The sequence below is a fragment of the Bosea beijingensis genome, from assembly GCF_030758975.1.
GTDB lineage: Bacteria > Pseudomonadota > Alphaproteobacteria > Rhizobiales > Beijerinckiaceae > Allobosea > Allobosea beijingensis.
This window is the reverse complement of the sequence record NZ_CP132359.1, coordinates 4855107-4880442: the sequence shown is the minus strand read 5'-3', so window position 1 is coordinate 4880442 and position 25336 is coordinate 4855107. Positions and strand designations below refer to the sequence as shown.

General features: G+C 67.1%; 19 protein-coding genes. 13 read left to right on the top strand and 6 right to left on the bottom strand.

Going from position 1 to position 25336, the window contains the following annotated elements; translation table 11 throughout:
* Positions 1-29: 29 nt before the first annotated feature.
* Positions 30-638: an arylesterase gene (locus Q9235_RS23310; protein ID WP_306224164.1), complete on the bottom strand. Its 609-nt coding sequence runs from the start codon at positions 636-638 to the stop codon at positions 30-32.
* Positions 639-818: 180 nt separating this feature from the next.
* Here Q9235_RS23310 and Q9235_RS23305 point away from each other — a divergent pair, with 180 nt between their 5' ends.
* The 4 genes from Q9235_RS23305 to Q9235_RS23290 all read left to right on the top strand — a co-directional run bounded on the left by Q9235_RS23305 (position 819) and on the right by Q9235_RS23290 (position 5751).
* Positions 819-1520 carry an ABC transporter ATP-binding protein gene (locus Q9235_RS23305; RefSeq protein ID WP_306224163.1) on the top strand — a complete coding sequence of 234 codons (702 nt, stop codon included), beginning with the start codon at positions 819-821 and terminating at the stop codon, positions 1518-1520.
* Entirely contained in the window at positions 1520-4105 is a 2586-nt protein-coding gene (locus Q9235_RS23300) for an ABC transporter permease (RefSeq protein ID WP_306224162.1), read from the top strand. Before Q9235_RS23305 ends, Q9235_RS23300 begins: the two co-directional genes overlap by 1 nt.
* A 219-nt stretch (positions 4106-4324) precedes the next feature.
* A complete protein-coding gene (locus tag Q9235_RS23295) occupies positions 4325-5107 on the top strand; it encodes a Bax inhibitor-1/YccA family protein (protein WP_306224161.1) in 783 nt (260 codons plus the stop codon).
* A gap of 107 nt (positions 5108-5214) precedes the next feature.
* Entirely contained in the window at positions 5215-5751 is a 537-nt protein-coding gene (locus tag Q9235_RS23290) for a GNAT family N-acetyltransferase (RefSeq protein ID WP_306224159.1), read from the top strand.
* A 25-nt stretch (positions 5752-5776) separates the two neighbouring features.
* Here the strand turns inward: Q9235_RS23290 and Q9235_RS23285 are convergent, their stop codons facing one another.
* Together Q9235_RS23285 and Q9235_RS23280 are read right to left on the bottom strand one after the other, a co-directional pair.
* Positions 5777-6145, bottom strand: a complete 369-nt coding sequence (locus tag Q9235_RS23285) for a DUF2794 domain-containing protein (protein WP_306224158.1) — start codon at positions 6143-6145, stop codon at positions 5777-5779.
* Between the two features lie 365 nt (positions 6146-6510).
* On the bottom strand, positions 6511-7059 hold the full coding sequence (locus Q9235_RS23280; RefSeq protein ID WP_306228424.1) for a peroxidase-related enzyme: 549 nt from the start codon (positions 7057-7059) through the stop codon (positions 6511-6513).
* A gap of 180 nt (positions 7060-7239) precedes the next feature.
* On the opposite strand from Q9235_RS23280, the gene Q9235_RS23275 reads away from it, so the two are divergent.
* On the top strand, positions 7240-12072 hold the full coding sequence (locus tag Q9235_RS23275; RefSeq protein WP_422678233.1) for an NAD-glutamate dehydrogenase: 4833 nt from the start codon (positions 7240-7242) through the stop codon (positions 12070-12072).
* A gap of 108 nt (positions 12073-12180) precedes the next feature.
* A complete protein-coding gene (locus Q9235_RS23270; RefSeq protein ID WP_061966490.1) occupies positions 12181-12378 on the top strand; it encodes a Trm112 family protein in 198 nt (65 codons plus the stop codon).
* A gap of 33 nt (positions 12379-12411) precedes the next feature.
* Here the strand turns inward: Q9235_RS23270 and Q9235_RS23265 are convergent, their stop codons facing one another.
* Positions 12412-13662, bottom strand: a complete 1251-nt coding sequence (locus Q9235_RS23265; RefSeq protein ID WP_306224154.1) for a ubiquinone biosynthesis hydroxylase — start codon at positions 13660-13662, stop codon at positions 12412-12414.
* Positions 13663-13785: 123 nt separating this feature from the next.
* Here Q9235_RS23265 and tesB point away from each other — a divergent pair, with 123 nt between their 5' ends.
* The 3 genes from tesB to Q9235_RS23250 all read left to right on the top strand — a co-directional run bounded on the left by tesB (position 13786) and on the right by Q9235_RS23250 (position 16601).
* Positions 13786-14652: an acyl-CoA thioesterase II gene (gene tesB / locus Q9235_RS23260; protein WP_306224152.1), complete on the top strand. Its 867-nt coding sequence runs from the start codon at positions 13786-13788 to the stop codon at positions 14650-14652.
* Between the two features lie 238 nt (positions 14653-14890).
* Positions 14891-15229, top strand: a complete 339-nt coding sequence (locus Q9235_RS23255; RefSeq protein WP_306224151.1) for a P-II family nitrogen regulator — start codon at positions 14891-14893, stop codon at positions 15227-15229.
* Positions 15230-15257: 28 nt separating this feature from the next.
* Positions 15258-16601: an ammonium transporter gene (locus Q9235_RS23250; RefSeq protein WP_306224150.1), complete on the top strand. Its 1344-nt coding sequence runs from the start codon at positions 15258-15260 to the stop codon at positions 16599-16601.
* 63 nt (positions 16602-16664) lie between these two features.
* Here Q9235_RS23250 and Q9235_RS23245 read toward each other — a convergent pair whose 3' ends face one another.
* The gene (locus tag Q9235_RS23245; protein ID WP_306224149.1) at positions 16665-16997 is read right to left on the bottom strand and encodes an antibiotic biosynthesis monooxygenase family protein; all 333 of its coding nucleotides are present in this window, start codon (positions 16995-16997) and stop codon (positions 16665-16667) included.
* Positions 16998-17186: 189 nt separating this feature from the next.
* Here Q9235_RS23245 and Q9235_RS23240 point away from each other — a divergent pair, with 189 nt between their 5' ends.
* A complete protein-coding gene (locus Q9235_RS23240; protein ID WP_306224148.1) occupies positions 17187-18926 on the top strand; it encodes a DNA translocase FtsK in 1740 nt (579 codons plus the stop codon).
* A gap of 155 nt (positions 18927-19081) precedes the next feature.
* Here the strand turns inward: Q9235_RS23240 and Q9235_RS23235 are convergent, their stop codons facing one another.
* On the bottom strand, positions 19082-20566 hold the full coding sequence (locus tag Q9235_RS23235) for a M81 family metallopeptidase (RefSeq protein WP_306224147.1): 1485 nt from the start codon (positions 20564-20566) through the stop codon (positions 19082-19084).
* A 185-nt stretch (positions 20567-20751) separates the two neighbouring features.
* On the opposite strand from Q9235_RS23235, the gene Q9235_RS23230 reads away from it, so the two are divergent.
* From Q9235_RS23230 to Q9235_RS23220, 3 genes are all read left to right on the top strand, one after another.
* Positions 20752-22212, top strand: a complete 1461-nt coding sequence (locus Q9235_RS23230; RefSeq protein WP_306224146.1) for a M81 family metallopeptidase — start codon at positions 20752-20754, stop codon at positions 22210-22212.
* Positions 22203-23507 carry an alanine racemase gene (locus Q9235_RS23225; protein WP_306224144.1) on the top strand — a complete coding sequence of 435 codons (1305 nt, stop codon included), beginning with the start codon at positions 22203-22205 and terminating at the stop codon, positions 23505-23507. The genes Q9235_RS23230 and Q9235_RS23225 overlap by 10 nt, the downstream gene beginning before the upstream one ends.
* A 209-nt stretch (positions 23508-23716) precedes the next feature.
* A complete protein-coding gene (locus tag Q9235_RS23220) occupies positions 23717-25315 on the top strand; it encodes an ABC transporter substrate-binding protein (RefSeq protein WP_306224143.1) in 1599 nt (532 codons plus the stop codon).
* The last annotated feature ends 21 nt before the right edge of the window (positions 25316-25336 follow it).

Sequence of the window (25336 nt, the reverse complement as noted above, 5' to 3'; positions counted from 1 at the left end):
ATACGCCGCGCGGAGAACCCGCGGGCGGCTCAGGTCCTGGGGGACAAGGAGAGGATGAAGCGCTCGACCGTCGGCAGGATGGTCCGGACGATGACGGCGACGCCATCGGCCGTGGGATGAAGCCCATCCGCCTGGTTGAGGGCACGGTCGCCCGCGATGCCTTCCAGGAAGAACGGGTAAAGCACCAGCCCATGCTTCTTCGCAAGCTCTGGATAGATCGCGTCGAAGCGTTTCGCGAAATCCTCGCCGAGATTGCGCGGCGCATACATGCCCGCGAGCAGCACCGGGATTTTCCGCTCGATCAGGCGCGCGACGATCGCCTCGAGGTTCTTTCGGGTCACCGACGGGTCGACGCCCCGCAAGGCATCGTTCGCGCCGAGTTCGAGGATCACGCCGTCGGCCCCTTCCGGCACCGACCAGTCGAGCCGTTCGAGCCCACCCTGCGTCGTGTCGCCGGAGACACCGGCGTTCACGATTTCGACAGAAAGGCCCTTCTGGCGCAAAGCCTGCTCCAGAACGGCCGGGAAGGCGGCGCTGCCCGGCAGGTTGTAGCCGGCCGTCAGCGAATCGCCGAGGGCGACGAGCTTCAGCGAGCGCCCGGCGCTGGCATCGGAGGGAGGAGTCTGGGCGCCGGCCATGTCTGTGACCCCGATCAGAAGCAGCAGCAAGCCGACGAAAAACGTCGCAGCCGATTGGACAAGCGCGAACCTGAGCCCATATGGCCGCAGACCACGCCGCGCCGTGGTTCCGCCTCGCTCGTGGCGCGATACGGTGCGAGCGGGGTTGGTGATGGAAGCGTAAGTCGGGATCATGGCGTGATGAGCGATAAGGCCGCTTCGGCAATCGAGTTGCAGGATGTCCACCTGAGTTTGGGGCGTGGCGCCGCCCGCGTCCATATCCTCAAGGGCGTATCGGTGTCGCTGGCCGATGGTGAGGCGACCGGCCTCGTCGGCCCCTCCGGCTCCGGCAAGTCGACCCTGCTGATGACCATGGCCGGCCTGGAGCGCCCCGATTCAGGCCTGGTCAAGGTCGCCGGCCAGGATCTCGGCGCCCTCGACGAGGACGGGCTCGCGATCTTCCGCGGCCGGCATATCGGCATCGTCTTCCAATCCTTCCATCTCGTCCCGACCATGACGGCGCGCGAGAACGTCGCCCTGCCGCTCGAACTTGCCGGCCACACGGACGCCTTTAGCCGCGCCGAGGCGGAGCTGCGCAATGTCGGGCTCGGCCATCGCATGGACCACTATCCCGCCCAGCTTTCCGGCGGCGAGCAGCAGCGCGTCGCCATCGCTCGCGCCGTCGCGCCGGACCCGGCAATCCTCGTCGCCGACGAGCCCACCGGCAATCTCGACGAATCGACCGGCCGTTCGATCGTCGATCTGATCTTCGCCCTCAAGCGCGAGCGCGGCGCCACGCTGGTGCTCGTCACGCATGATCTCTCGCTCGCCGCGCTCTGCGAGCGCACGGTCCGCCTGCGCTCCGGCGTGATCGAGGCCGAGCCCGAGACTGTGGTCGCCTGATGCACGCGCCCGTTAAGCCGACCTCGCTCCCTCCCGCCCGCGTTCCGGGCATCGGCCTCGTCCTGCGCCTCGCCATCCGCGACCTGCGCGCCGGCTTGCGCGGCTTCGGCATCTTCATCGCCTGCCTTGCGCTCGGCGTGATGACCATCGCCGCGGTGGCCTCGGCTTCGCGCGGCCTGACCGAGGGACTGGCCCGAGAAGGCCGGCGCATCCTTGGCGGCGATGCGGCCTTCAGCCTGATCCACCGCGAGGCCACGCCGCCCGAGCTCGCTTTTCTGACCGCCCGCGGCACCGTCTCCAGCATCGCCACCATGCGCGGCATGGCCAATGCCGGCGAGAAGGGCGCGGCCCTCGTCGAGATCAAGGCGGTCGACACGGCCTATCCGAGCATCGGCGCGGTCGAGACCGATCCGCAGGCGCCGCTACCCGGCCTGCTCGACCCGCGCGATGGCGCCTATGGCGCTGTGGCCGATCCCGTCCTCTTCGGCCGGCTCGACCTCAAGCCCGGCGACATCGTCACGGTCGGCGGTGCGAAAATCCAGTTGCGCGCCAATCTGATCTCCGAGCCCGACAAGATCGCGGCCGGCGTCGGCTTCGGCCCGCGCCTTCTCATGTCGCAGGAGGCGCTGAAGGCGACCGGCCTGATCCAGCCCGGCAGCCTGATTCGCTGGACCTACCGCCTCCAACTGCCGCAGACCGCGACGAGCGACGCTGATCTCGACAAGCTGATCGCCGACGCCGGCACGCAGCAGCGCGATGCCGGCTGGGAAATCCGCTCCCGCGCCAATGCGGCGCCGAGCTTCCAGCGCAATCTCGAACGCTTCACCCAGTTTCTGACGCTGGTCGGCCTCACCGCCCTGCTCGTCGGCGGCGTCGGCGTCGCCAATGCGGTGCGCCGCTTCGTCGAAGCCAAGAAGCTCGATTTCGCCACGATGAAGGCGGTCGGGGCGACCGGCGGGCGCGTCGTCGCGATCCATCTGACCGAGGTCATGCTCGTCGCCGCGATCGGCACCGCGATCGGCCTCCTGCTCGGCGCCGCCGCGCCCTTCGGCCTCGGCGCCATCGTCCAGAGCATCCTGCCGGTGCCGTTCGAACCCACGCTGGCTCCGGGCGAACTCGCCATCGCCGCGCTCTACGGCCTGCTGACCGCATTCGTCTTCGCCATCATCCCGCTCGGCCGTGCCCATGACATTTCCGTCTCGGCCCTGTTCCGCGACAAGGTCGAGCCCGATCCGCGCCGTCCGCGCGCGATCTATCTCGTGCTTTGCGCGCTCGCTTTGGCCGGTCTCGCCGGCGTCGCCATCGGCTTCGCCTATGAGCGTCGGATCGCGCTGATCTATATCGGCGTGATGTTCGGCGTCTTCCTGCTGCTGCGCGCCGTCTCGCTCGGCCTGATGGCGCTGGCTCGCCGCATCCCGCGCCCGCGCCGCCCGGCGCTCCGGATGGCGCTCGCCAACAGCCATCGCCCGGGCGCGCTGACGCCCGCTCTCGTGCTGTCGCTTGGCCTCGGCGTCGCCCTGCTCTCGGCACTCTCCTTCATCGATGTCAGCCTGACCCGGCAGCTCACCGGCGCCCTGCCCGACAAGGCGCCGAGCTTCTTCTTCCTCGACGTACCCAGCCGCGATTCCGAGCGTTTCGATGCCTTCCTCGCCGCGGAACGGCCGGGCGCGAAGACCGAGCGCGTGCCGATGATGCGCGGCCGCATCGTCTCCGTGAACGAGACCCGTGCCGAAGACATCAAGGCGAGCGAGCAATCCGCCTGGGTGCTCGACGGCGACCGCGGCATCACCTACGCCGCCGCGCTGCCGGAAGGCTCGCGCGTCGCAGCCGGCGAGTGGTGGCCGGCCGATTATCGCGGCGAGCCGCTGGTCTCCTTCGACTCCCAAAACGCCGCCGGTATCGGCCTGAAGATCGGCGACAGGCTCACCGTCAACGTGCTCGGCCGCAACATCACGGCCCGCGTCGCCAATTTCCGCACGGTCGACTGGCGCTCCTTCGGCATCAATTTCGTCATGGTGTTCTCGCCCAACACCTTCGCTGGTGCCCCGCACACCAATCTCGCCACCGTCGCGGCGAACCCGGACGGCCAGGGCGCGACCGACGCCGCCCTGATGCGACGCCTCGCGCTCGACTTCCCCGCCGTCACCGCGGTCCGGGTCAAGGACGCGCTCGAAGCGGTCAACACCATCGTCGCCCAGCTCGCCATGGCGATCCGCGGCGCGTCGGGCCTCGCCATCGCAGCCAGCCTGCTCGTGCTCGGCGGCGCGCTCGCCGCCGGTCAGCGGGCGCGGCTCTATGACGCGATGATCCTGAAGACGCTCGGCGCGACCCGCCGCTTCATACTTTCGTCGTACGCCCTTGAATACGCCGCCATCGGCCTCGTCGCGGCCGTCTTCGGCGTTCTCGCGGGTACAGCGGCAGGCTGGGGCATCGTCACGCAAGTGATGCGGATCGAGTTCGTCAGTGATCCCATAGGAGCTATACTGGCTGCGACTGCCGCCGTTGGCGTTACCGTCCTGTTCGGGCTCGTCGGTACGATAAAAATACTGACGAAAGCGCCGGCTTCTCATCTCAGGAATTTATGATGACTATCTGAGAACGACTCTCGATAGACATTAAAATCCTGTAATTCTGCATGGGTGCAGTGCCGAACTTCTATCCCGGCACCGGCCTTAACCATGGCGGGCTCTTGTAAGAACCGGCAAAGCCGCCCATATTCCCGTCATCGCGACTTTCGTGCGCGAGGACGGCTGGCGCCTGTGCGCCCTCCGTCGTCCGAAACTAAGTCAGGGGAAACTCTTTTAATGAGCAACTTCGACCGCAATGCTCCAGTCTGGGGTGCCGGCCGCGCACAGCAGACCAGCGCCGTCGAGATGGATCAGGGCCTGCGCTCGTTCATGCTCGGCGTCTACAACAACATGGTGATCGGCCTTGCGATCTCGGCGCTGTTCGCGCTGGGCATCAACAAGATGGCCGTGACCGATCAGGCCAACGCCGTCGCCAAGATCGGCAACACCTATCTCACCGCCTTCGGCAAGCTGCTTTATGGCACGCCGTTGATGTGGGTGGTCGCGCTGGCGCCGCTGGCCTTCATCTTCTTCTTCTCGTTCCGCGCCGACAAGATGTCGGCCGCGTCCGCCCGGACGATGTTCTTCGCCTTCGCGGCGGTGATGGGCGTCTCGCTCTCGACGATCCTGATCCGCTACACCGGCGCGTCAGTGGTGCAGGTCTTCTTCATCACCGCGGCGGCCTTCGGTGGTCTCAGCCTTTACGGCTACACCACCACGAAGTCGCTCTCCGGCATGGGCTCGTTCCTGGTCATGGGCCTGATCGGCCTGATCCTGGCCTCGATCGTGAACATCTTCCTGGCCTCGGGTGCGCTCGGCTTCGTCATCTCGCTGGTCGGCGTCGGCATCTTCGCCGGTCTGACCGCCTGGGATACCCAGCGCCTGAAGGAGATGTATCTCTCCTCGGACCTCGGCCCGGAGGAAGCTGCGAAGCTCTCGGTGAACGGCGCGCTGTCGCTCTACCTGAACTTCATCAACATGTTCCAGTTCCTGCTCTCGCTGATCGGCAACCGCGAGTGAGAACGACATGCTCCTGAACGGGAGCGCACGAGCCCCGGCCTCACGGCCGGGGCTTTTTCTTTGAGCGGGGCTTCCCTTCTGGCACGCGCATTGCTCATGCTTCGGGCATGACGACGCCTTCGATCCGCCAGGGCCATCCCGCCGACATTCCCGCCATCGCCGCCATCTACGCCGATGCGGTGCTGCACGGCACGGCCTCCTGGGAGCTGGAGCCGCCGGACGAGGCGGAGATGCAGCGGCGCTACGAAGCGATCCTGGCAGGTGGCTATCCCTATCTCATCGCAGAGCGGGACGGCGAGATCCTCGGCTATGCCTATGCCGGCGCCTACCGGCCGCGCCCGGCCTACCGCTCGACCGTCGAGAACTCGATCTATCTCGCGCCGACGGCGCAGGGACTCGGCATCGGCCGGCTGCTGCTCGCTGCCCTGATGCAGGCCTGCACCGAGCGCGGCTTTCGCCAGATGATCGCGGTGATAGGCGACGGCACCGGCGCCTCGGTCGGCTCGCGGCGCCTGCATGAGCGGGCGGGCTTCCGCCTGATCGGGGTCGCCGAGAAGGTCGGCTTCAAGCACGGCCGCTGGCTCGACCAGATGCTGATGCAGAAGGAGCTGGGCGAAGGCGCCAGCACGCCGCCCGGCATCTGACACCAGCCACGGACGGGCAGGCGCGTCAGCTCACCACGCTGAGCTTGTTGTCGAGCACCTTGAGCACGCGCGAGAGCTCCGAGCCGCGCTTCAGGATCAGCCCCGTCGCCGCGACGACCGAGTAGGCGCCCTGCCGCCGCGCCAGCGCCGGGTCCTTGACGATCCTGTAGAGCGGCATTTCGGACGAACGCCGGAACACCGAGAACTGCGCCTTGTCCTTCAGGAAATCGATGGCGTAGTCGCGCCATTCGCCGGCCGCGACCATCCGGCCATAGAGATTGAGCAATTCGCTGAGTTCGCGCCGGTCGAACGTCACGGTGGTTAGTCGCGCCGGCGCTGGGAAGTTCACGACCGCGCCGGCGGCTTGCGGTTGTGGCGTTTCGCTCTCGCTCATGGCGCCTCCCTGGTCGGGGCCTCACCAAATCATGCGAGGATGATGCTCCTGCAGTCCTGTGCTGGCAAGGGACTAAGCCGGCGCGGGACCGCTGCCTGGGTCGGCATTGTCAGCGAATGCCCCATTTTCGCCGCGAACGCGTCAAGCGAGCGCCAAGTTGCGACGTTCAACTCTCTGCGTTGCCTCGACGGCCCGGTTTCGCTGATCGCCGGTTTGTCAGCCCCCCAGCCCCCCGGAGTTCGGGCGGAGCCGGGCCACCGAGTCGAGGCCAACTAGCGGCTGGCATTGCGCCGGCCGTTTTTCTTTTCCGATACAGACTTGGAGATCGCGGCGGCCTCGCACCACCGCTGTCATTCCGGAGCGCCCTACCGAGCCTGCCCGTGATATTCGGCGTTGGGCCGCATATCGACCGCCGAGGCCATCCGGTTCGACATGTTGTAGAACGACGCGACGGCGCCGATATCCCAGATGTCGCGCTCGCCGAACCCGGCCTTGCGCAGCGCTTCCCTGTCGTCTTCGCCGATGAGATGCGGCGTCTCCGTCAGCTTGACCGAGAAATCGAGCATGGACCGGTGCCGAACCGACAAGTCCGCCGCCCGATAATTCATCACCATCAGCTCGCCCAGCACCGGGTCCCCGGAGAGCTGGCGCACCGCCGCGCCATGGGCAGTGAGGCAGTAATAGCAGCGGTTCACGCTGGAGACGGCGACCGCGATCATCTCCCGCTCCAGCTTCGACAGGCCGGACGGCGCCAGCATCAGGTCGTTGTAGAAGGCGGCGAATGCCGTGAGCTTGGCGTCGTCATGCGCGTAGGAGGTCAGGACATTCGGCACGAAACCGAGCTTCTCCTGGCATTTCGCGAAATAGGCCTGATTTTCGGCCGAGAGCGCACCCGGCTTCAGGTCCAGCGCCATCACGGCCGGCGGCGAATCCTGGCGCGCCGGCTCTTCTCCCACCTTGGGTTTGTCATGCTTTGTTGCCATGGTGTGTCCTGTCGAGTCGGGGAGCGTCGGTTTGCCGCTTTTTCAGGCACGGCAAGTTGAAAGGCTCCGCAGCCTATGTCATCGCTGCGGCAAAACAACTGGGGTTGGGATATGGGCAAACGGGTGACGAACGCGACTGCGAGTGCAATCGCAGCGATCGAGGCCGCAGCCACCGGACTGAAGAGTTCGATGCCTGCCGAGTTCCCCCGCCTGCTCTTTGGCCGCTCAGTCGCCGAGGATCTCGAAGCCCTTCCGGCCGACATGCTGGCCCGTACCGCAGCCGCCGCCTTCGAGCAGCTCGCCGAGCCGCGCAAGCCTGATAGGATCAACCTGCGCTTCCGCGACGAGGAATACGGCGAGGGCGAGCGCAAGAACCAGCTCACCGTTCTCGAGGTCGTCAACGACAACAAGCCGTTCCTGCTCGATTCGACGCTGGCCGAATTGCAGGAGCAGGGCCATGAGCCGCGCCTCGTCGCCCACCCGATCCTGGCCGTCGCCCGCGACGCCAAGGGCAAGTTCGCCTCGCTCGCCGGCGAGGCCGCCGGTCGCGCCCCCGAGGGCACGCGCCGCGAGAGCCTGCTCCACATCCATGTCCCGCGCATCGACACGCCGGAAGCCCGCGAGAAGCTGCGCGCCGGGCTCGACCACGTCTATGCCGATGTCGCGCTCGCCGTCGATGACTGGGCCGCGATGCGCGGCCGCATCACCGAGGTGATCCAGGCCTATCGCGCCAATCCGCCGCCGCTGCCGGAGGACGAGATCAACGAGGCGCTGCAATTCCTCGAATGGATCGCCGGCGACAACTTCACCCTGCTCGGCATCCGCGCCTATCGCTTCCCGGGCGGCGACGTCGCGGCCGACCCGATCGAAGGCTCGGGCCTCGGCATCCTGCGCGATCCCACCGTCAAGGTCCTGCGCAAGGGCCGTGAGCTGGTCACGGTCACGCCGGAGCTGCGCTCCTTCCTGGCCAAGCCCCAGGCGCTCATCATCACCAAGGCCAACGTCAAGAGCCGCGTCCACCGGCGCGTCCATCTCGACTATGTCGGCGTCAAGCTGTTCACGCCGGACGGCCGTCTCGACGGCGAGTTACGCATCGTCGGCCTGCTGACCTCGAACGCCTATACCGGCTCGGCCCGCGCGATTCCCTATCTGCGCCTCAAGGTCGCGCGCGTCGCCAAGAATATCGGCTTCGACCCGGCGAGCTATTCCGGCCGCGCCCTGATGAACGTGCTCGACGCCTATCCGCGCGACGAACTCTTCCAGATCGACGTGGCGACGCTGGAGCAGTTCGCGCTCGACATCCTCCAGCTCACCGAGCGGCCGCGCATCCGCGCGCTCGCCCGCGTCGACGAGTTCGACCGCTTCGTCTCGATCCTCGTCTTCATCCCGAAGGACCGCTACGACACCACGGTGCGCCTGCGCGTCGGCGATTTCCTGGCGCGGGTCTATGGCGGGCGCCTTTCGGCCGCCTACCCCGCCTACCCCGAGGGTCCGCTCTCGCGCACCCACTACATCATCGGCCGCGACGAGGGCAAAACCCCGCGCGTCGAGCGTTCGACGCTGGAATCCGGCATCAGCGCCATCGTCCGCACCTGGGGCGACGGACTGAAGGACGTGCTCGACCAGGAGAAGGCCGGCCCCGCCGCCCGGGCGCTGGCCGAGCGCTATGCCGAGGCCTTCGGCGCCGCCTATCGCGAGCGCTTCTCGGCCGCCGACGCGCTCGTCGATATCGAGATGCTCCAGCAGCTCACGCCGGAGCGGGCGCGCGCCGTCAATCTCTACCGGCGCGAGGGCGACGACGCCAAGCGCGCCAATCTCAAGGTGTTCTCGCGGGGCGCGCCGATCTCGCTTTCGGCCCGCGTCCCGGTGCTGGAGAACATGGGCTTCCGCGTCGTCAACGAGCGGACCTACAACGTCATGCCGCAGGGCAACGGCGACGCGGTTCGCATCTGGCTGCATGACATGACGCTGGAGCGCGCCGACGACGGCGAGATCGATATCGAGCATCTCGATCCGACCATTGAGGCGGCCCTGATGGCGCAGTTCCGCGGCCTCGCGGAATCCGATCGCTTCGACCAGCTCGTGCTCGTCGCCGGCCTCGCCTGGCGGGAGGCCGCGCTGCTGCGTGCCTTCGGCCGCTACCTTCGCCAAGCCGGCGCACCCTATGCCCAGGGCTATATCGCCGATGCGCTGACCAGCCATCCCGATATCGCTGCCGGGCTCGTCGCCTATTTCACTGCCAAGTTCGACCCGCGCGTCCCGGCGGACGAACGCGAGCAGCGCATGGCCCAGAAACATGCCGAGATCGAGGAGGCCCTCGACGCCGTCACCAGCCTCGACGAGGACCGCATCCTGCGCCGCCTCGTGAACCTGGTCGACGCTGCGCTACGCACCAACTTCTTCCAGATCGGTCCCGACGGCCAGCCGCGCCAGACCATCACCTTCAAGTTCGACTGCGCCAAGGTCGACGGCCTGCCGCTGCCGCGCCCGCTCTACGAGATCTTCGTCTATTCGCCGCGCGTCGAGGGCATCCATATGCGCTTCGGCAAGGTTGCCCGCGGCGGCCTGCGCTGGTCCGACCGGCCGCAGGATTTCCGCACCGAGGTGCTCGGCCTCGTCAAGGCTCAGCAGGTCAAGAACGCGGTGATCGTGCCGGTCGGCGCCAAGGGCGGCTTCTTCCCCAAGCAGCTCCCGCCGGCCTCGGACCGCGCCGCCTGGCTCACCGAAGGCACCGAGAGCTACCGCATCTTCATCCGCAACCTGCTCGAGCTCACCGACAATCTCGACGGCGAGACCATCGTGCCGCCGCCGGATACGGTGCGCCATGACGGGGACGACCCCTATCTCGTCGTCGCCGCCGACAAGGGCACCGCGACCTTCTCCGACACCGCCAACGCGATCTCGCTGGAGAAGCATCACTGGCTCGGCGACGCCTTCGCCTCGGGCGGCTCGCAGGGCTACGACCACAAGGGCATGGGCATTACGGCGCGAGGCGGCTGGGAAGCCGTGAAGCGCCATTTCCGCGAGGTCGATGTCGATATCCAGACCACGCCCTTCACCGTCGCCGGCGTCGGCGACATGTCGGGTGACGTCTTCGGCAACGGCATGCTGCTCTCGCCGGCGATCAAGCTGGTCGCGGCCTTCGACCACCGCGACATCTTCCTCGATCCGGGCCCCGACCCGGCGAAGTCTCTGGCCGAGCGTCAGCGCCTCTTCGCCCTGCCGCGCTCGTCCTGGGCCGATTACGACAAGAGCCTGATCTCGAAGGGCGGCGGCGTGTTCTCGCGCCAGGCCAAGAGCATCCCGCTCTCGGCCGAGGTTCGCGCACTGCTCGACCTCGACAAGAAGGAGGTCTCGCCACCTGAGCTGATGACGGCGATCCTCAAGGCGCGCGTCGACCTGCTCTGGTTCGGCGGCATCGGCACCTATATCCGCGCGACCGACGAAACCGACGCCCAGGTCGGCGACCGCGCCAATGACGCGATCCGCATCACCGGCAACGATCTCAGGACGCGTGTCGTCGGCGAGGGCGCCAATCTCGGCGTCACCCAGCGCGGCCGCATCGAGGCGGCCCGCAAGGGCGTCAGGATCAACACCGACGCGATCGACAACTCCGCCGGCGTCAACACCTCCGACGTCGAGGTCAACATCAAGATCGCGCTCGCCGGCCCGGTGAAGGACGGTCGCCTGAAGGAAGACAAGCGCAACGAGTTGCTGGCGGCGATGACCGACGAGGTCGGCGATCTCGTCCTGCGCAACAACTACCTGCAGACGCTGGCGCTCTCGCTGACCGAGGCGCAAGGGGCGGCCGCGACGCCGGGCCTGCGCTTCCTGATGCAGACGCTGGAGCAGGACGGAAAGCTCGACCGCTCCGTCGAATACCTGCCGAGCGATGCCCAGCTTGCCGAGCGCGAGAAGCGCAGCGAAGGCCTGACCCGGCCGGAACTCGCCGTGCTGCTCGCCTATGCCAAGCTCTCGCTGCACGACGCATTGCTCGAATCCTCGGTGCCGGACGATCCCTATCTCGCGACCGAACTCGTCCGCTATTTCCCGAAGGCGCTGCGCGAGGCCTATCCGGATGCGATCGCCAGCCACAAGCTGCGCCGCGAGATCGTCGCGACCCAGCTCGCCAATGCCATCGTCAACCGCGGCGGCCCGGCCCTCGTGCCGGTGCTGGCGGCGCTGACCCGCTCGGATGCGCCGGCCATCGCGGCGGCCTACGCGATCGCGCGCGATTCCTTCGATCTCATCGCGCTCAACGGCGAGATCGACGCGCTCGATGCGAAAATCCCCGGCAGGACCCAGCTCGGCCTTTATGGCGCCGCGCAGGAGCTCGTCACCAACCGCATGGGCTGGTTCCTGCGGCGCAGCGTCGCCAAGCCGGGCACGATCGAGCAGACCATCGCCCGCTATGCCAAGGGCGTGAAGGAACTGTCCGAGCATCTCGGCAGCCTGCTGCCCGAGGCCGCTTCGCAGGCAAGGCTCGCGCGCATCGCCGTGCTGACCTCCGAGGGCGTACCGGAAGCGCTGGCGACGCGCGTCGCCAGCCTGCCGGCGCTCGCCGAAGCCACCGACATCGTCGACATCGCCGAACGCAGCAAGCGCAAGATCGGCGAGGTCGCCCGCATCCATTTCGGCGTCGACGCGCTCTTCGGCCTGTCGAGCCTGAAGGCCGCGGCGGCGGCCGTGCCTGCGACTGACGATTACGAGCGCCTCGCCCGTGAACGTGCGGTCGAGACCCTCGACGACGCCCAGTCCAACCTGACGCAGGAGGTTTCGGCCTCGGCCAAGGGGCAGGGCACGCTGGAGAGCTGGCTCGGCGAGCGCGGCGAGGATGCGGAGCGCACCCGCAGCACCGTGAACGCGATCGCCAGCTCCGGTCTCACCTTGCCGAAGCTGATGGTGGCGGCCGGCATGCTGGCCGATCTGCCGCGCAAGCGCTAGGTTGCCGAGCGCGCCACGCGCCAAACGACCTGAGCTCTATGTCTTGACATCGGACCGGAGGGCGGTAGCCGCTTTTCGGTCCGATGCACTTGTTGAACGGAAACACCGATGACCGGCGAAGCCGACACGACCACCCGCATCGACCCCAAGCTGCTCGAAATCCTGGTCTGCCCGCTGACCAAGGCGACGCTGGAATATGACGCTGCGAAGCAGGAACTGATCAGCCGGCCGGCCAAGCTCGCCTACCCGATCCGCGACGGCATCCCGATCATGCTGCCGGAAGAGGCGCGGCAACTGGAAGATTGAGACAGGGCGTCGTTCTGGGGCAGCGTGCGGCGGCTAGAGCGCCTCGCCTCTCAGCAGCCGCGGCGGCGCGCCGGCGACGCCTGCCGCCTCGCGGATGAAGAAGCGCTTCAGCCCCGGCATCCGGTCGACGATGCCGAGCCCGAGATCGCGCGCCAGCCTGAGCGGCGTCGCATCGTTCGAGAACAGCCGATTCAGCCCGTCGGTCACGGCACCCATCGCCACCGTGTCGAAGCGCCGCGCTTTCTCGTAATCTTCCAGCACATCGGCCGAGCCGGGATCGAGCCCGAGCCTCGCCGCATCGACGACCGCCTCGGCCAGCGCCGCAACGTCCTTCAGCCCGAGATTGAGGCCTTGCCCGGCGATCGGATGTATCAGGTGTGCGGCATCGCCCAGCAGGGCCAGCCGCTCGCCGACGAAGCGCCGCGCGACACCGAAGCCGAGCGGATGTGCGCTGACAGCGCTTTCCAGCGCGATCTCGCCGAGTTCGAGCCCGAAGCGCCGCTCGATCTCGGCCAGCATGTCCTGGGCGTCGAGCGAGAGCAGTGGCGCGACATTCTCCGCCCGCTCCGTCCAGACGATCGAGGAGCGATGCCCGAGCGTGCCGCCATCGGCCAGCGGCAGGATCGCGAACGGCCCCGACGGCAGGAAATGCTCGACCGCTCGGCCGTCATGCGGCCGCTCATGCCCGATCGTCGCGACGATACCGGACTGGCCGTAATCCCAACCGACCCAGCCGATACCTGCCTGCTCGCGCAGTTTCGAGCGGGAGCCATCGGCCGCGACCAGCAAAACAGCCGCGCAGCGCGTTCCGTCACTGAAAACCAGTTCGACCGCGGCATCATCGGCCGTGAAACGCTGCACGCCGGTGCTGCGCAATTCAACGCCCGCCTTCTCGCAGGACGCCTTCAACGCCGCGACCAGCGCCGCGTTCTCGATCATATGGGCGAAGGGTTCGCCGGGTTCGATCTCGCCGTCGAAGGTCAGGAAGACCGGGCGGACCGCATCTTCGGTCCGGCTGTCCGAGACGATCATCTCCAGCATCGGCTGGGCGGTATGCGCAATCGCATCCCAGATGCCCAGCGTCTTCAGCATCGCCCGACCGCCAGCCGCGACCGCATAGGCCCGATTATCGACGCGGGGCGCCGCCGCCAGAGCCGGATCGGCCAGGATGACCGAGAAGCTCTCGCCCAGCCCCTGCTTCAGCGCGAGCGCCAATGCCAGCCCGGCGATGCCGCCGCCGGCGATGACGATGCGCATGGCGCCGCTGCCTTGTTCGATAGCCATACCGTCCTTCTCTCCGCGCCAACTTGACGCCACGGGATGCCTCGGTGCTGATGCCAGGCGAAACCGGTTGTCCCTGTGCGGGGCGCCGGCTCGTCCGTCAACCAGACCGCGATACCGCCGAACATGTCCCAGATCAGCGCCTCCCTGACGGCGATCCTCGACCTCGAGCAGCTTGAGCGCAACCTGTTCCGCGGTCGCAGCCCCAAATCGAGCTGGCCGCGCGTCTTCGGCGGTCAGGTCATCGCGCAGTCGCTCTATGCCGCCTGCAAGACGGTCGAAGGCCGGCAACCGCATTCGCTCCATGCCTATTTCCTGCTGGCGGGCGATCCCGAGGTGCCGATCGTCTACGAGGTCGACCGCCTGCGTGACGGCCGCTCCTTCACCACGCGCCGCGTGCTGGCCGTGCAGAAGGGCGAGGCGATCTTCGCCATGTCGGCCTCCTTCCATGTCGAGGAACCCGGCTACGAGCACCAGATGCCGATGCCGAAGGTGCCGATGCCGGAAGAGCTGCCGGATCGCGAGGAGATGGTGAAGCTCTTCACCGCGCCGGAGCACAACCCGCTCCAGACCTTCTATCAGCGCAAGCGGCCGATCGAGATTCGCCCGGTCGAGCTGGATCGCTATCGCGGCGGCGGCAGCCTGGAGCCGAAATTCAACGTCTGGATCCGCGCGATCGAACCTTTGCCGGACGAGCCGGCCTTTCACCGTAGCGTGCTCGCCTACGCATCCGACCTGCTGCTGCTCGATTCCAGCCTGATCGCCCATGGCGCGACCGTTTTCGACCAGAAGATCCAGGCCGCGAGCCTCGATCACGCCCTGTGGTTCCATCGCCCGTTCCGGGCCGACGACTGGCTGCTCTACTCGCAGGACAGCCCCTCGACCTCCGGGGCGCGCGGCTTCTCGCGCGGCCTCGTCTTCGATCGGCAGGGCCGCCTCGTCGCTTCTGTCGCCCAGGAAGGGCTCGTCCGGCCCCGGCCCGATCTCGGCTGACCGGATTTCGGGCAGATGCGTAGAATCCAAGCTACTGCCTGATTCTTAGGCAAATCTCCCCGCCATTTCGCTGTGACCTTCGTGATTCCACCTCCGGATGCGCCTCTGCGCCGTCCGGAGCGGGTTGGCACGTCCCTTGAATTGCATGTTGCGACGCAACTGCGATCCCGCAGGCGCGAGAGGTGCAACGAGATCGCCGGGGCTGACGACCGGGCGGCGCAGACGGGAAACCCAGCTCATGAAAATCGTGATGGCGATCATCAAGCCGTTCAAGCTGGAGGAGGTGCGCGACGGGCTCACCGCCGTCGGTGTCCATGGCCTGACCGTGACCGAGGTGAAGGGCTATGGCCGGCAGAAGGGTCATACCGAAATCTATCGCGGCGCCGAATATGCCGTGAGCTTCCTGCCGAAGATCAAGATCGAGGTCGCTGTCTCCGACGAGCTCGTCGACCGGGTGATCGAGACGATCACGGCCGCTGCCCGCACCGGCCAGATCGGCGACGGCAAGATCTTCGTTTCCTCGATCGAGAAGGCCGTGCGCATCCGCACCGGCGAAACCGATGCCGACGCGCTCTGAGCCACGCCCCTTCCAGGAGTTTTCGACGATGATTTTCAGGAACTCGTTGCGGGCCGGGTCCGCCAGCCTCGTTCTCACCGCGCTTTCGGCCGGCGCCGTTCTGGCTCAGGCCCCGGCGACTGCGGCCGCTGCCGTGCCCAACAAGGGCGACACCGCCTGGATGCTGGTCTCGACCCTGCTCGTGCTGTTCATGACGCTGCCGGGCCTTGCGTTGTTCTATGGCGGCCTCGCCCGCTCGAAGAACATGCTCTCGGTGATGAGCCAGGTCACGGCCGTCGCCGCCATGATGTGCATCGTCTGGGTCGTCTACGGCTACAGCCTGGCCTTCACCGGCGGCGGTGCGCTGACCAGCTTCATCGGCTCCTTCTCCAAGGCCTTCCTCGCCGGGGTCACCGTCGAGAGCACATCCGACACCTTCACCAAGGGCGTCGTCATCCCCGAATACGTCTTCATCAGCTTCCAGATGACCTTCGCCATGATCACGCCGGCGCTGATCGTCGGCGGCTTCGTCGAGCGCATGAAGTTCTCGGCCCTGCTTCTCTTCGTCCTGCTCTGGGCGACCATCGTCTATTTCCCGATGGCGCATATGGTCTGGTTCTCGGAGGGTTACCTCTTCACGCTCGGAGCGCTCGATTTCGCCGGCGGCACGGTCGTCCACATCAATGCCGGCATCGCCGCGCTCGTCGGCGCGCTCGTGATCGGCAAGCGCATCGGCTACGGCCGCGAGCTGATGTCGCCCCACTCGCTGACCATGACCTTTATCGGCACCGCCGTGCTTTGGGTCGGCTGGTTCGGCTTCAATGCCGGCTCGAATCTCGAAGCCACGGGCGGCGCGGCGCTCGCCATGATCAACACCTTCACGGCGACGGCCGCCGCGGCACTGGGCTGGCTCTTCATCGAATGGATCATCAAGGGCAAGCCCTCGCTGCTCGGCATGCTCTCCGGCATCGTCGCCGGCCTCGTCGCGGTCACCCCGGCCGCCGGCCTCGTCGGTCCGATGGGCGCGATCGTGCTCGGCGCCATTGCCGGCGTGGTCTGCTTCTTCTTCTGCACCACGGTGAAGAACGCGCTCGGCTACGATGATTCGCTCGATGTTTTCGGTGTCCACGGCGTCGGCGGCATCATCGGCTCGATCGGCACCGGCATCTTCGTCGCGCCCGCTCTGGGCGGCGTCGGCGTCGCCGACTACGCCATGGGCGCCCAGGTCTGGAAGCAGTTCGTTGCGGTCGTCATCGCCGTGGCCTGGTCCGGCATCGGCTCCTTCGTCCTGTTCAAGATCATCGACGCGGTGATCGGCCTGCGCGTCACCTCCGATCAGGAGCGCGAGGGCCTCGACATCGCCGAGCACGGCGAGCGCGCCTACAACATGTGATCCTCCCACCGCCTCGGCGGTACCTCGACCCCGGCGGGCAACCGCCGGGGTTTTTTCTCGGCCTCAACCCGGCTCGTTCACGGCGATCTCGAGAACCTGCACGGCAGCGGGCAGTTCGATCAGGAACTCGGCATCGCGCGGCAAGTGGTGGATGCGCCGCGGATCGGGCCCGGCGAAGCGGGACATCGCCTCGACGCTCTCCCAATAGGAGATCGTGACGAACTCGCTCTCGGTCTCGCGATCCTCCCGGAACATCTGCGCGCCCAAAGCCTTCTCCAGCAGCGGCGTCACGCCCTCTCTGCGCAGGTAAACGGCATAGTCATCGGCTTTCTCGCGCGTCGTGCGGCCACGCCAGATCCGTGCGATCCGGGCTTGAACGGTCTTCGATCCGGTCATGGAACACCTCCTGTCCGTCTCGGATTCAAAAGGCAGGGCACCGCGATCCGTTCCATCCGCTCCCGACAATCGGCGGCAGGAGTCCACGAGCGCGGTTCAAGGTTAAGCGGGTCTTAACCTCGGCTTCCTAACCTTCCGCTGATGGCCGGAATGATGCGGCCCGACAGCCCGGACAAGACCCGAAACCGCATGCGCACGATCCGCCGCTCCCAATCGCTCATGGACCGCCTGCCCGACTCGGTGCGCGAGTTCCTGTCGCGCCGCGCCTCGGAGCTGACCGGCATGGGCGTCCTCGCCCTGATGATCGCGGTATCCACGGCGCTCGCGAGCTGGTCGGTCGACGATCCCAGTCTCAACAACGCCACCAGCGGCGCGGTCCGCAACTGGCTCGGCCGCCCCGGCGCGATGGTCGCCGACCTCCTGATGCAGCTCATCGGGCTCGGCGTCATCGCTTTGCTGTTCCCGCCGGTGATCTGGGCGCTCCGGCTCGTCCGTTTCCACATTTTCGATCGCGGCGCGCTGAAACTCGGCCTCTGGGTGATCGGCGTCGCCGCCACGGCCGCCGTCGCCAGCGCGCTCCCCGCGACCCCGCGCTGGCCCCTGCCCACCGGTATGGGCGGCGTCATCGGCGACGGCCTGCTCTTCGGCACCCGCAATATCGCGGGCATTGCCGGCAGCGCGGTCGGCAGCCTCGTCGGCTTCCTCTATGCCGGCATCGCCATTCTCGCGGTCACCGCCGCCGCCGGCTTCGGTTTCGTCACCGATGAAGATCCCCCCCTCGACAGCGACGAAACCGAGGATAGCTGGTCCGATAACGACGAGCGTCGCGACGACGAGCCCGGCATCGCCGTCATCCTGATCGGCTGGCTCGCCCATGGCGCGATGGCGCTGCGCGCCGCGATCCTGCGCCGCCTGCCGCAACCACCCGAGCCTGCCGTGGATGCCGGCGTGGTTCCGACGCGCGACAGCAGCCGCGTCCGCCGCGAGCCGCAATTCGGCGAGGCACAGGCCGGCCGCCGCAGCTTGCCCGAATTCGATCCCGAGCCCCTGCCCGGCACCCGCCCTGCCGTGTCCGGCCGGGCGGCCGACGATTACGATGCGCCCTTCGATCTCGATGACGAGCCGCAAGACCTGCGCGACCTCAACGCGCCGCGCGTGACCATGCCGCGCGCCGCGCCGAAGCCCGGCAAGCGCATGCAGCGCGAGGCGCAGCCCTCGCTGCTCGACCGCGACACGTTCGAATTGCCGCCGCTGACCTATCTGGCGGAGCCGAAGAAGGTCGCCGCCAATGCGGTCTCGACCGATGCGCTGGAACAGAACGCAACCCTGCTCGAAGGCGTGCTGGAGGATTTCGGCGTGCGCGGCGAGATTTCGCAGGTGCGCCCCGGCCCGGTCGTGACGCTCTACGAGCTTGAACCCGCTCCGGGCACGAAATCGTCCCGCGTGATTTCCTTGGCGGACGACATCGCGCGTTCGATGAGCGCTGTGTCGGCGCGTGTTGCGGTGGTGCAGGGCAAGAACGCGATCGGCATCGAACTGCCTAACACCCGCCGCGAGACCGTCTTCCTGCGCGAGTTGCTCGCCAGCCAGGATTTCGAGGCGACCAAGCACAAGCTCGCGCTCTGCCTCGGCAAGACCATCGGCGGCGAGCCGGTCATCGCGGACTTGGCGCGGATGCCTCACCTGCTCGTCGCCGGCACCACCGGCTCGGGCAAGTCGGTGGCGATCAACACCATGATCCTGTCGATCCTCTACCGGCTGAAGCCGGAAGAGTGCCGCCTGATCATGGTCGATCCCAAGATGCTCGAACTTCGCGCAATCCATGCCGCCGACCTTCCAGGACAGAAGCTGGGCTGTGGTTTCGGGGCGGGTGGCCATGACGTGTTTCCATCTCGATTTCGCTATGGGACACGTCTCTACAAGCTGTAGTCACTATAGGTTCAAGAGAGAAAATGCGCTTCGCGAGCATGGCCGTCATGCTCTGGCCTGACCCGAGCATCTCAGACCGGAGGAGGCCCCTCCCACCTACCCGGCATAAGATTCCCGGGTCTGCGCTTCGCTTCACCCGGAAATGACGGCTGGCATCAATCCAGCGGAAACACCGGCCGGCGCAGCCGCTTGTAGGGTAGGCCCGCGATCCGGCTGGTGCAGGGGCCGGGCGTCGTCACGGTGAAGCTGCCCCTGGCGATCTTGTCGTAGGCGCGCCGGTGCGCGACCGCAGCCTTCACGCCGATCGCCTTCAGCGTCTCCGGCTGGATGCCCTGCGAGCGGAGCTGACCGAGATCGAAGGGCGGGGTCTTGCGGCTGCTCAGCAGCACGGTAACGCCCTCGACCTGTACGACCGCACACGGTCCCATGCTGAAATGCGAGCCCTGCGCCGCCGCAAGGTGGCTGCTGAGGTCCTCCAGCGCGAATTCGCCATCGCTGGCGCTGACGAAGCTGGCCTCGATCTCGACCGGCCCCTCGGCGATGGGACTGCCCTTGCCACCGATCGAGAGCTTGCGGGTTTCGCCGGGCTTCGCGCCCGCCATGGCAGCGACGGCCGCCGGATCGGCGATGGCAACGGTGCAGTTCTCGACGCCATGGCGCAGGAAGGCGCGCAGCACCGAGGTCGCGTCGCCCGGCGCGCCGCCGCCGATATTGTCTGATGGCTCGACCACGATATACGGCCCGCCCTCGGAGCGCAGGATCTCCGCGACCGCCTCATCGAGATTCCATTCCGCCGGCAGGCCGGATTCGCGCAGCTCCGTCGCGGTCGCGGTCAGGCGATCCAATGCGTCGCGGGCCGCTGCTTCTGGGCCGGTGAAGGCAACAGCGAAGGCGACGCCGGCCTCGGGCACATCGGAGAAGGAATAGCCGCCGACGACATTCGCCACCCAGATATCCGGATTCTCCTGCTCGATCCGGCGCGCCAGCGCCTCCAGGTCGTGCATCGGCCGGTCGGCGGTGCCGGTGCCGGTCGGCGGCCAGATCACGGGAGCGTTGCAGGAGAGCATGCGGGGCAGCTTCCCGCTGGCGAGCGATTTTGCCAGCAATCTCGCGGAGCGGACGGCGGATTCTCGGGCATCCGTGTGCGGATTCTCGCGATAGGCGACGAGGGCGTTGGCATGCTCGGCCATCGCCGCAGTGAAATTCGCGTGCAGGTCGAAGACCGCGAAGACCGGCAGCGTTTCGCAGCCGGGCACCGAGCGGATATGGGCCAGCAACGCACCTTCCGGGTCGAGGCATTCGGTCGTGACCATGGCGCCATGCAGGGCAAGCCAGATGCCGTCGAGACCACCATTGGCGAGGGCCGCTTTCAATCCGGCGTCGAATTCCGCGAGGAAGCGCTGGAACACCGCGTGGTCGACCGTGCCGGCCGGCAAGGCGCCATAATCGATGGTCGGCAACACCTCCCAGCCTTCGGCCTCGGCGACCTCCAGGAAGCCGTCGAGCGTCGAGCCGTCGCCGCGGCGGGCCAGCAATTCTTCACCCTCGCGGATGGTGAAATCGGCGAGCGTCGTCTCTTCGTCGACGAAGCTGTGGGTCTCGTGGAAGAGCGATCCCAGCAGGATGCGGCGGCGGGACATGATCGGCTGAAGCTCCTTGCTCACAGGATGCATTCATCTCGGCTACCGATCTGTTCCGGATCAAGCCTGCATTGTTCCATTCGGAGGAACGCGGGTGCTTTGACAGGCCGCGCCCAGTCCCGGCTTCATGGGCGGGTCGGCAGTCCGAAGGGGCGGCTGCCGCCTCTGACCGAAAGAGCATGCGAATGCGCGTCTTCACTGCGTCGCTGGCGACGGAAACCAATACCTTCGCGCCGCTCTTCGTCGATCGCAGTGCCTTCGAGGGCGGCTTCTACTGCCCGCCCGGCACGCATCCGGACACGCCGACGCTGTGCTCGGCGCCGACCGTCGCGGCGCGCCGCCGGGCCGCCAGCGAGGGCTACGAACTGGTCGAGGGCACTGCGACCTGGGCAGAGCCCGCGGGCCTCGTCTCGCAGGAGGCCTATGAGAGCCTGCGCGACGAAATCCTCGATCAGCTCAAGGCTGCACTGCCGGTCGATATCGTGCTGCTCGGCCTGCACGGGTCGATGGTGGCGCGCGGCTATGACGATTGCGAGGGCGACCTGATCACGCGGGTCAGGGCGCTGGCCGGGCCGGATTGCGTGGTCGGAGCCGAGCTCGACATGCATTGCCATCTGACAGCCGAGATGGTCGAGGGGGCCGACATCATCGTCGCCTTCAAGGAGTTCCCGCATACGGATTTTCTGGCGCGAGCCGAGGATTTGCTGGAGCTCTGCCTGAAGACGGCGCGCAAGCAGGTGAAGCCGGTGAGCGCTGTGTTCGACTGCCGCGGGCTCGCCGCCTTCATGACCAGCCGCGAGCCCGGCCGCAGCTTCGTCGACCGGCTGCTCGCGATGGAGGGCAAGGGCGGCATCCTCTCGATCTCGGTCGCGCATGGCTTCCAGGCGGCCGATGTCGCCGATGTCGGGACGAAGGTGCTGGTCATCGCCGATGGCGACGAGGCCAAGGCAACGGCGCTGGCGAAGGAGCTCGGCCTCGAAATCCTGCGCTGGGGGCAGGGCGCCTCGCCGAAACACTACAAGCCCGAGGAGGGGATCGCGGCGGCGCTGGAGCTGGCGCAACCCGGCAAGCCGGTCGTGCTGGCGGATCGCTGGGACAATCCGGGCGGCGGCGTCGCCGGCGATTCCTCGGTGATGGTCGAGGCGCTGCTGAAGCATCCCGAGGTTCCGGCGGCGATCGGTGCGATGTGGGATCCGGTTGCCGTGAGCCTGTGCCGGGCGGCCGGCGTCGGCTCTGAGATCCCCTTGCGTTTCATAGGCAAGGCTGCGCCGTCCTCGGGCCGGCCGATCGATGCGGTGGTGACGGTCATCGGCACGACCGCGGACCTGTTGATTCCGTTCGAGCAGAGCTGGGTCTCGCTCGGGCCGGCGGCTGCGATCCGGATCGGCAAGCTCGACGTCGTGCTGGCCTCGACGCGGGCGCAGACCTTCAGCCCGCCGGTCTTCACCGATCTGGGCATCGATCTGCGCGCGAAGAGGGTCGTTGTGGTGAAATCCTCCAACCATTTCCACGCCGCCTTCGCACCGATCGCGGCACAAGTGCTTTACCTCGACAGCGGTGGACCCTATCCGCCCGATGCGAGCAAGATCCCCTATACCAAGGTGAAACGCCCCTTCTCTCCGCTGGACCCGAACCCATGGCTGTGACTGCTTCCGCTCCGCTTCCACGCCTCTCGCTCCGCGAGATCGAGGACCAGCGCCTCGATGTGCTGGTGAAGGGCCTGCCGCCGGGCGCGTCGCTCCGGCTCGGCGATGTCGGCAGGCAGGGCTGGAACGTGCTCGCCGGCGACATGCCGATGCCGCTCGCCGTGATCCGCGAAAGCGTACTCAAGGCCAACAGCGCCTGGATGAGCGCTTTCAGCGCCGCGAATGGCCTGCTCATCGCGCCGCACGGCAAGACCACGATGGCGCCGCAGCTCTTCGACCTGCAGATCGCGGATGGCGCCTGGGCGATCACCGTCGCGACGATGCAGCAGCTCGCCGTCGCCCGGCACTTTGGCGTCAAACGCGTCATCCTCGCCAATCAGCCGATCGGGCGACAGGAGGTTGCGGCCTGTTTCGAGGCGCTGCGGGAGCCGGGCTTCGAGCTTTACTGCCTTGCCGACAGCGTCGCCGGGGTCGGTCTGCTGGCGGAGGCTGCGAAGGGACATGCGGGTGACAATCCGTTGCGTGTCTTCGTCGAAATCGGCTTCATGGGCGGGCGCACCGGCGCACGGACCCGCGAAGAGGCGCTGGCCGTGGCGCGGGCCGTTGCAGGTACGCCGGGTTTGCGGCTTTCCGGCTTCGAATGCTTCGAGGGCCTGCACAGCGACAGTGCCGGCGCGGATAAGCTGCTCGACGAGGTGATTGCTGTCGCGGCGGCGGCGAATACCGAGGGCCTGCTCGGTCCCGAGCCTCTGGTCCTGAGCGCCGGCGGAACCGCTCTGTTCGACCGCGTCGGCGAAAAATTCAACGCGGCGAGCCTCGGGCGCCCGCTGCTCAAGGTGCTGCGCTCCGGCTGCTACCTGACGCATGACGATCTCGGCTATTCGGCCTCTTTCCGTCGGATCATACTGGAGACCAGCCTCAAGCTGCCGCCGGGCGGGCTCGAACCCGCTCTCGAGGTCTGGGCCTATGTCCAGTCGCGGCCGGAGCGCGGACGCAGCCTGCTCACGCTCGGCAAGCGCGACGTAACCTATGATTCCGCTTTGCCGGTTCCGCTGCGCTGGTATCGCCCGGGCAGTGGGATGGCGCGCCCCGCGGCGATGCCGCCCGGCCACCACGTCCTGTCGCTCAACGATCAGCACTGCCATCTCGGCACGCCTGACGAGAGCCCGCTCCAGGTCGGTGATCTGGTGGCCTTCGGCATCGCCCATCCCTGCCTGACCTTCGACAAATGGGCGGTGCTGATGCTGGTCGACGATGACTGGAACGTCACCGGCGCAATCCGGACCTTCTTCTGACGCGCTTCCGAATCTGTTCCTTCTGGTGAAACCTGCAATCCTTGACGTGAATTCAGGCCGTTCCTAGCCTGCATCTCACAGAGGGAAGGCCCGCCATCCGCGACGCGGACGAGACGGGCAGCGATGGCGGGAAGCACGGCGAAGGCTGGCTCCCGTTTCGCGCCGAAGCGGCCAGCCTGGCCGGCAAGCAGGATGCTGGAGGATCGTTCGTGACGACACCGTCATTCCCGATGACCGATGATGCCGACCTCGCCGCGCAGGGCCTGCACCGGCGCAGCCTGCTGCAACTGCTGACGGCAGGCGGCGCGGCGGTTGCGGTGCCCGGCCTGTGGAGCAGCCTGGCTCAGGCGCAGACGCCGGTTGCCGGCGGCACGCTGACGATCGGTGCCGATGCCGACCCGATCGGGCTCGATCCGGTCACGGTCAACGCCTTCTCGTCCTTCGATTTCACCAGCCTGCTCTATACCGGCCTGCTGCGCTGGAACGCTGAGATGAAGGTCGAGCCGGACCTCGCCACGGGCTACGAGCAGCCCGATCCGAAGACTTATGTCTTCAAGCTCCGGCAGGGCGTGAAATTCCACAACGGCAAGGATTTTTCCGCCGCCGACGTCAAGCACACGTTCGACCGGATCATGAACCCTGCGACGGGCAGCAGGCTCAAGGCGCTCTATTCCAGCGTCGAGTCGGTGACGGTGGTCGATCCCTTCACGGTGAAGTTCCAGCTCAACGCCACCGATGCGGCCTTCCTCAGCAACCTCGCCAGCAACCCGAACGGCGCGATCGTGCCGGCCGGCGTCGAGAACCTCGTCACCCAGCCGGTCGGCACCGGCCCCTTCGCCTTCGAGGCCTATCGGCCGAACCAGCAATTCTCGCTGACGCGCTTCGACGGCTATTACGAGAAGGGCGAGCCCTATCTCGCGAAGGTGGTCTTCAAGTTCTACAAGGACCAGGCGACGCTGACCTCGGCGCTGCGCTCGCGCGCCATCGACATGACCTGGGTGAAGGACCCGAAGGTCGCGACCGCGATCTCGCGGGCCTCGCAAAGTTTCGTCTCGGCGCCCGGTCAGACCTCGCGGACCTTTCCGATCTGGCTGAACATGAAGGCGAAGCCCCTGAACGACGTGAAGGTGCGTCGCGCGCTCAGCCTCGCGACCGACCGCAAGGCCTGCCTCGACACCGTGCTCGGCGGCGCCGGCAAGGTCGGTGCGATGATCCCGGAAAGCCAGGTCGGCGGCTATGATGGCGTCGGCGAGCTCCCCTATTACAAGCACGATCCGGCTGCGGCGAAGACGCTGCTGGCCGAGGCCGGCTATCCCAACGGGATCGACCTCGGCGACTATATCGTTGTCGCAGCCAACCCGCTCGACGTCGCCTGCGCACAGATCCTGCAGCAGCAATGGCAGGCGGCCGGCATCACCGTGAAGCTGGTGCCGATGGAGACCGCGCCGCTTCTCGCAAAATGGGCGAGCGGTGACTGGCCGACGCTGCTCTCTGTCGCGTTGTCCTGGACGCCTGATCCGGATGGCATTTTCCAGTACATCGTCTCGACCAGCGGCTATGGCAAGGCGATGGGCTCGAACGATCCCGAGCTCGACAAGATGATCGCCGAGGCACGGTCCGAGCTCGACGTGCCCAAGCGCGCCGCGAAGAACCAGGCGATCCAGAAGCGCATCGCCGAGAATGCCTATGTCATCCAGATCTACCAGTACCCGCTGCGCTGGGAGATCTGGTGGAACCATGTGCAGGGCTATGTGCCGCTCGCCGCGAATATCCGCTCCTTCGTGCGTACGACATGGCTGAAGAAATAGGTCCGGCCTGCCGCCTCCCGG

Bases quoted from the DNA above. Each gene is read 5' to 3' on its own strand.
- Q9235_RS23310 (WP_306224164.1), bottom strand. From the start codon at position 638: ATGGCCGGCGCCCAGACTCCTCCCTCCGATGCCAGCGCCGGGCGCTCG.
- Q9235_RS23250 (WP_306224150.1), top strand. From the start codon at position 15,258: ATGATTTTCAGGAACTCGTTGCGGGCCGGGTCCGCCAGCCTCGTTCTC.
- Q9235_RS23285 (WP_306224158.1), bottom strand. From the start codon at position 6,145: ATGAGCGAGAGCGAAACGCCACAACCGCAAGCCGCCGGCGCGGTCGTG.
- Q9235_RS23265 (WP_306224154.1), bottom strand. From the start codon at position 13,662: ATGGCTATCGAACAAGGCAGCGGCGCCATGCGCATCGTCATCGCCGGC.
- Q9235_RS23255 (WP_306224151.1), top strand. From the start codon at position 14,891: ATGAAAATCGTGATGGCGATCATCAAGCCGTTCAAGCTGGAGGAGGTG.
- Q9235_RS23225 (WP_306224144.1), top strand. From the start codon at position 22,203: ATGGCTGTGACTGCTTCCGCTCCGCTTCCACGCCTCTCGCTCCGCGAG.
- Q9235_RS23240 (WP_306224148.1), top strand. From the start codon at position 17,187: ATGCGCACGATCCGCCGCTCCCAATCGCTCATGGACCGCCTGCCCGAC.
- tesB (WP_306224152.1), top strand. From the start codon at position 13,786: ATGTCCCAGATCAGCGCCTCCCTGACGGCGATCCTCGACCTCGAGCAG.
- Q9235_RS23245 (WP_306224149.1), bottom strand. From the start codon at position 16,997: ATGACCGGATCGAAGACCGTTCAAGCCCGGATCGCACGGATCTGGCGT.
- Q9235_RS23230 (WP_306224146.1), top strand. From the start codon at position 20,752: ATGCGCGTCTTCACTGCGTCGCTGGCGACGGAAACCAATACCTTCGCG.
- Q9235_RS23300 (WP_306224162.1), top strand. From the start codon at position 1,520: ATGCACGCGCCCGTTAAGCCGACCTCGCTCCCTCCCGCCCGCGTTCCG.
- Q9235_RS23290 (WP_306224159.1), top strand. From the start codon at position 5,215: ATGACGACGCCTTCGATCCGCCAGGGCCATCCCGCCGACATTCCCGCC.
- Q9235_RS23235 (WP_306224147.1), bottom strand. From the start codon at position 20,566: ATGTCCCGCCGCCGCATCCTGCTGGGATCGCTCTTCCACGAGACCCAC.
- Q9235_RS23305 (WP_306224163.1), top strand. From the start codon at position 819: ATGAGCGATAAGGCCGCTTCGGCAATCGAGTTGCAGGATGTCCACCTG.
- Q9235_RS23280 (WP_306228424.1), bottom strand. From the start codon at position 7,059: ATGGCGCTGGACCTGAAGCCGGGTGCGCTCTCGGCCGAAAATCAGGCC.
- Q9235_RS23270 (WP_061966490.1), top strand. From the start codon at position 12,181: ATGACCGGCGAAGCCGACACGACCACCCGCATCGACCCCAAGCTGCTC.
- Q9235_RS23275 (WP_422678233.1), top strand. From the start codon at position 7,240: ATGGGCAAACGGGTGACGAACGCGACTGCGAGTGCAATCGCAGCGATC.
- Q9235_RS23295 (WP_306224161.1), top strand. From the start codon at position 4,325: ATGAGCAACTTCGACCGCAATGCTCCAGTCTGGGGTGCCGGCCGCGCA.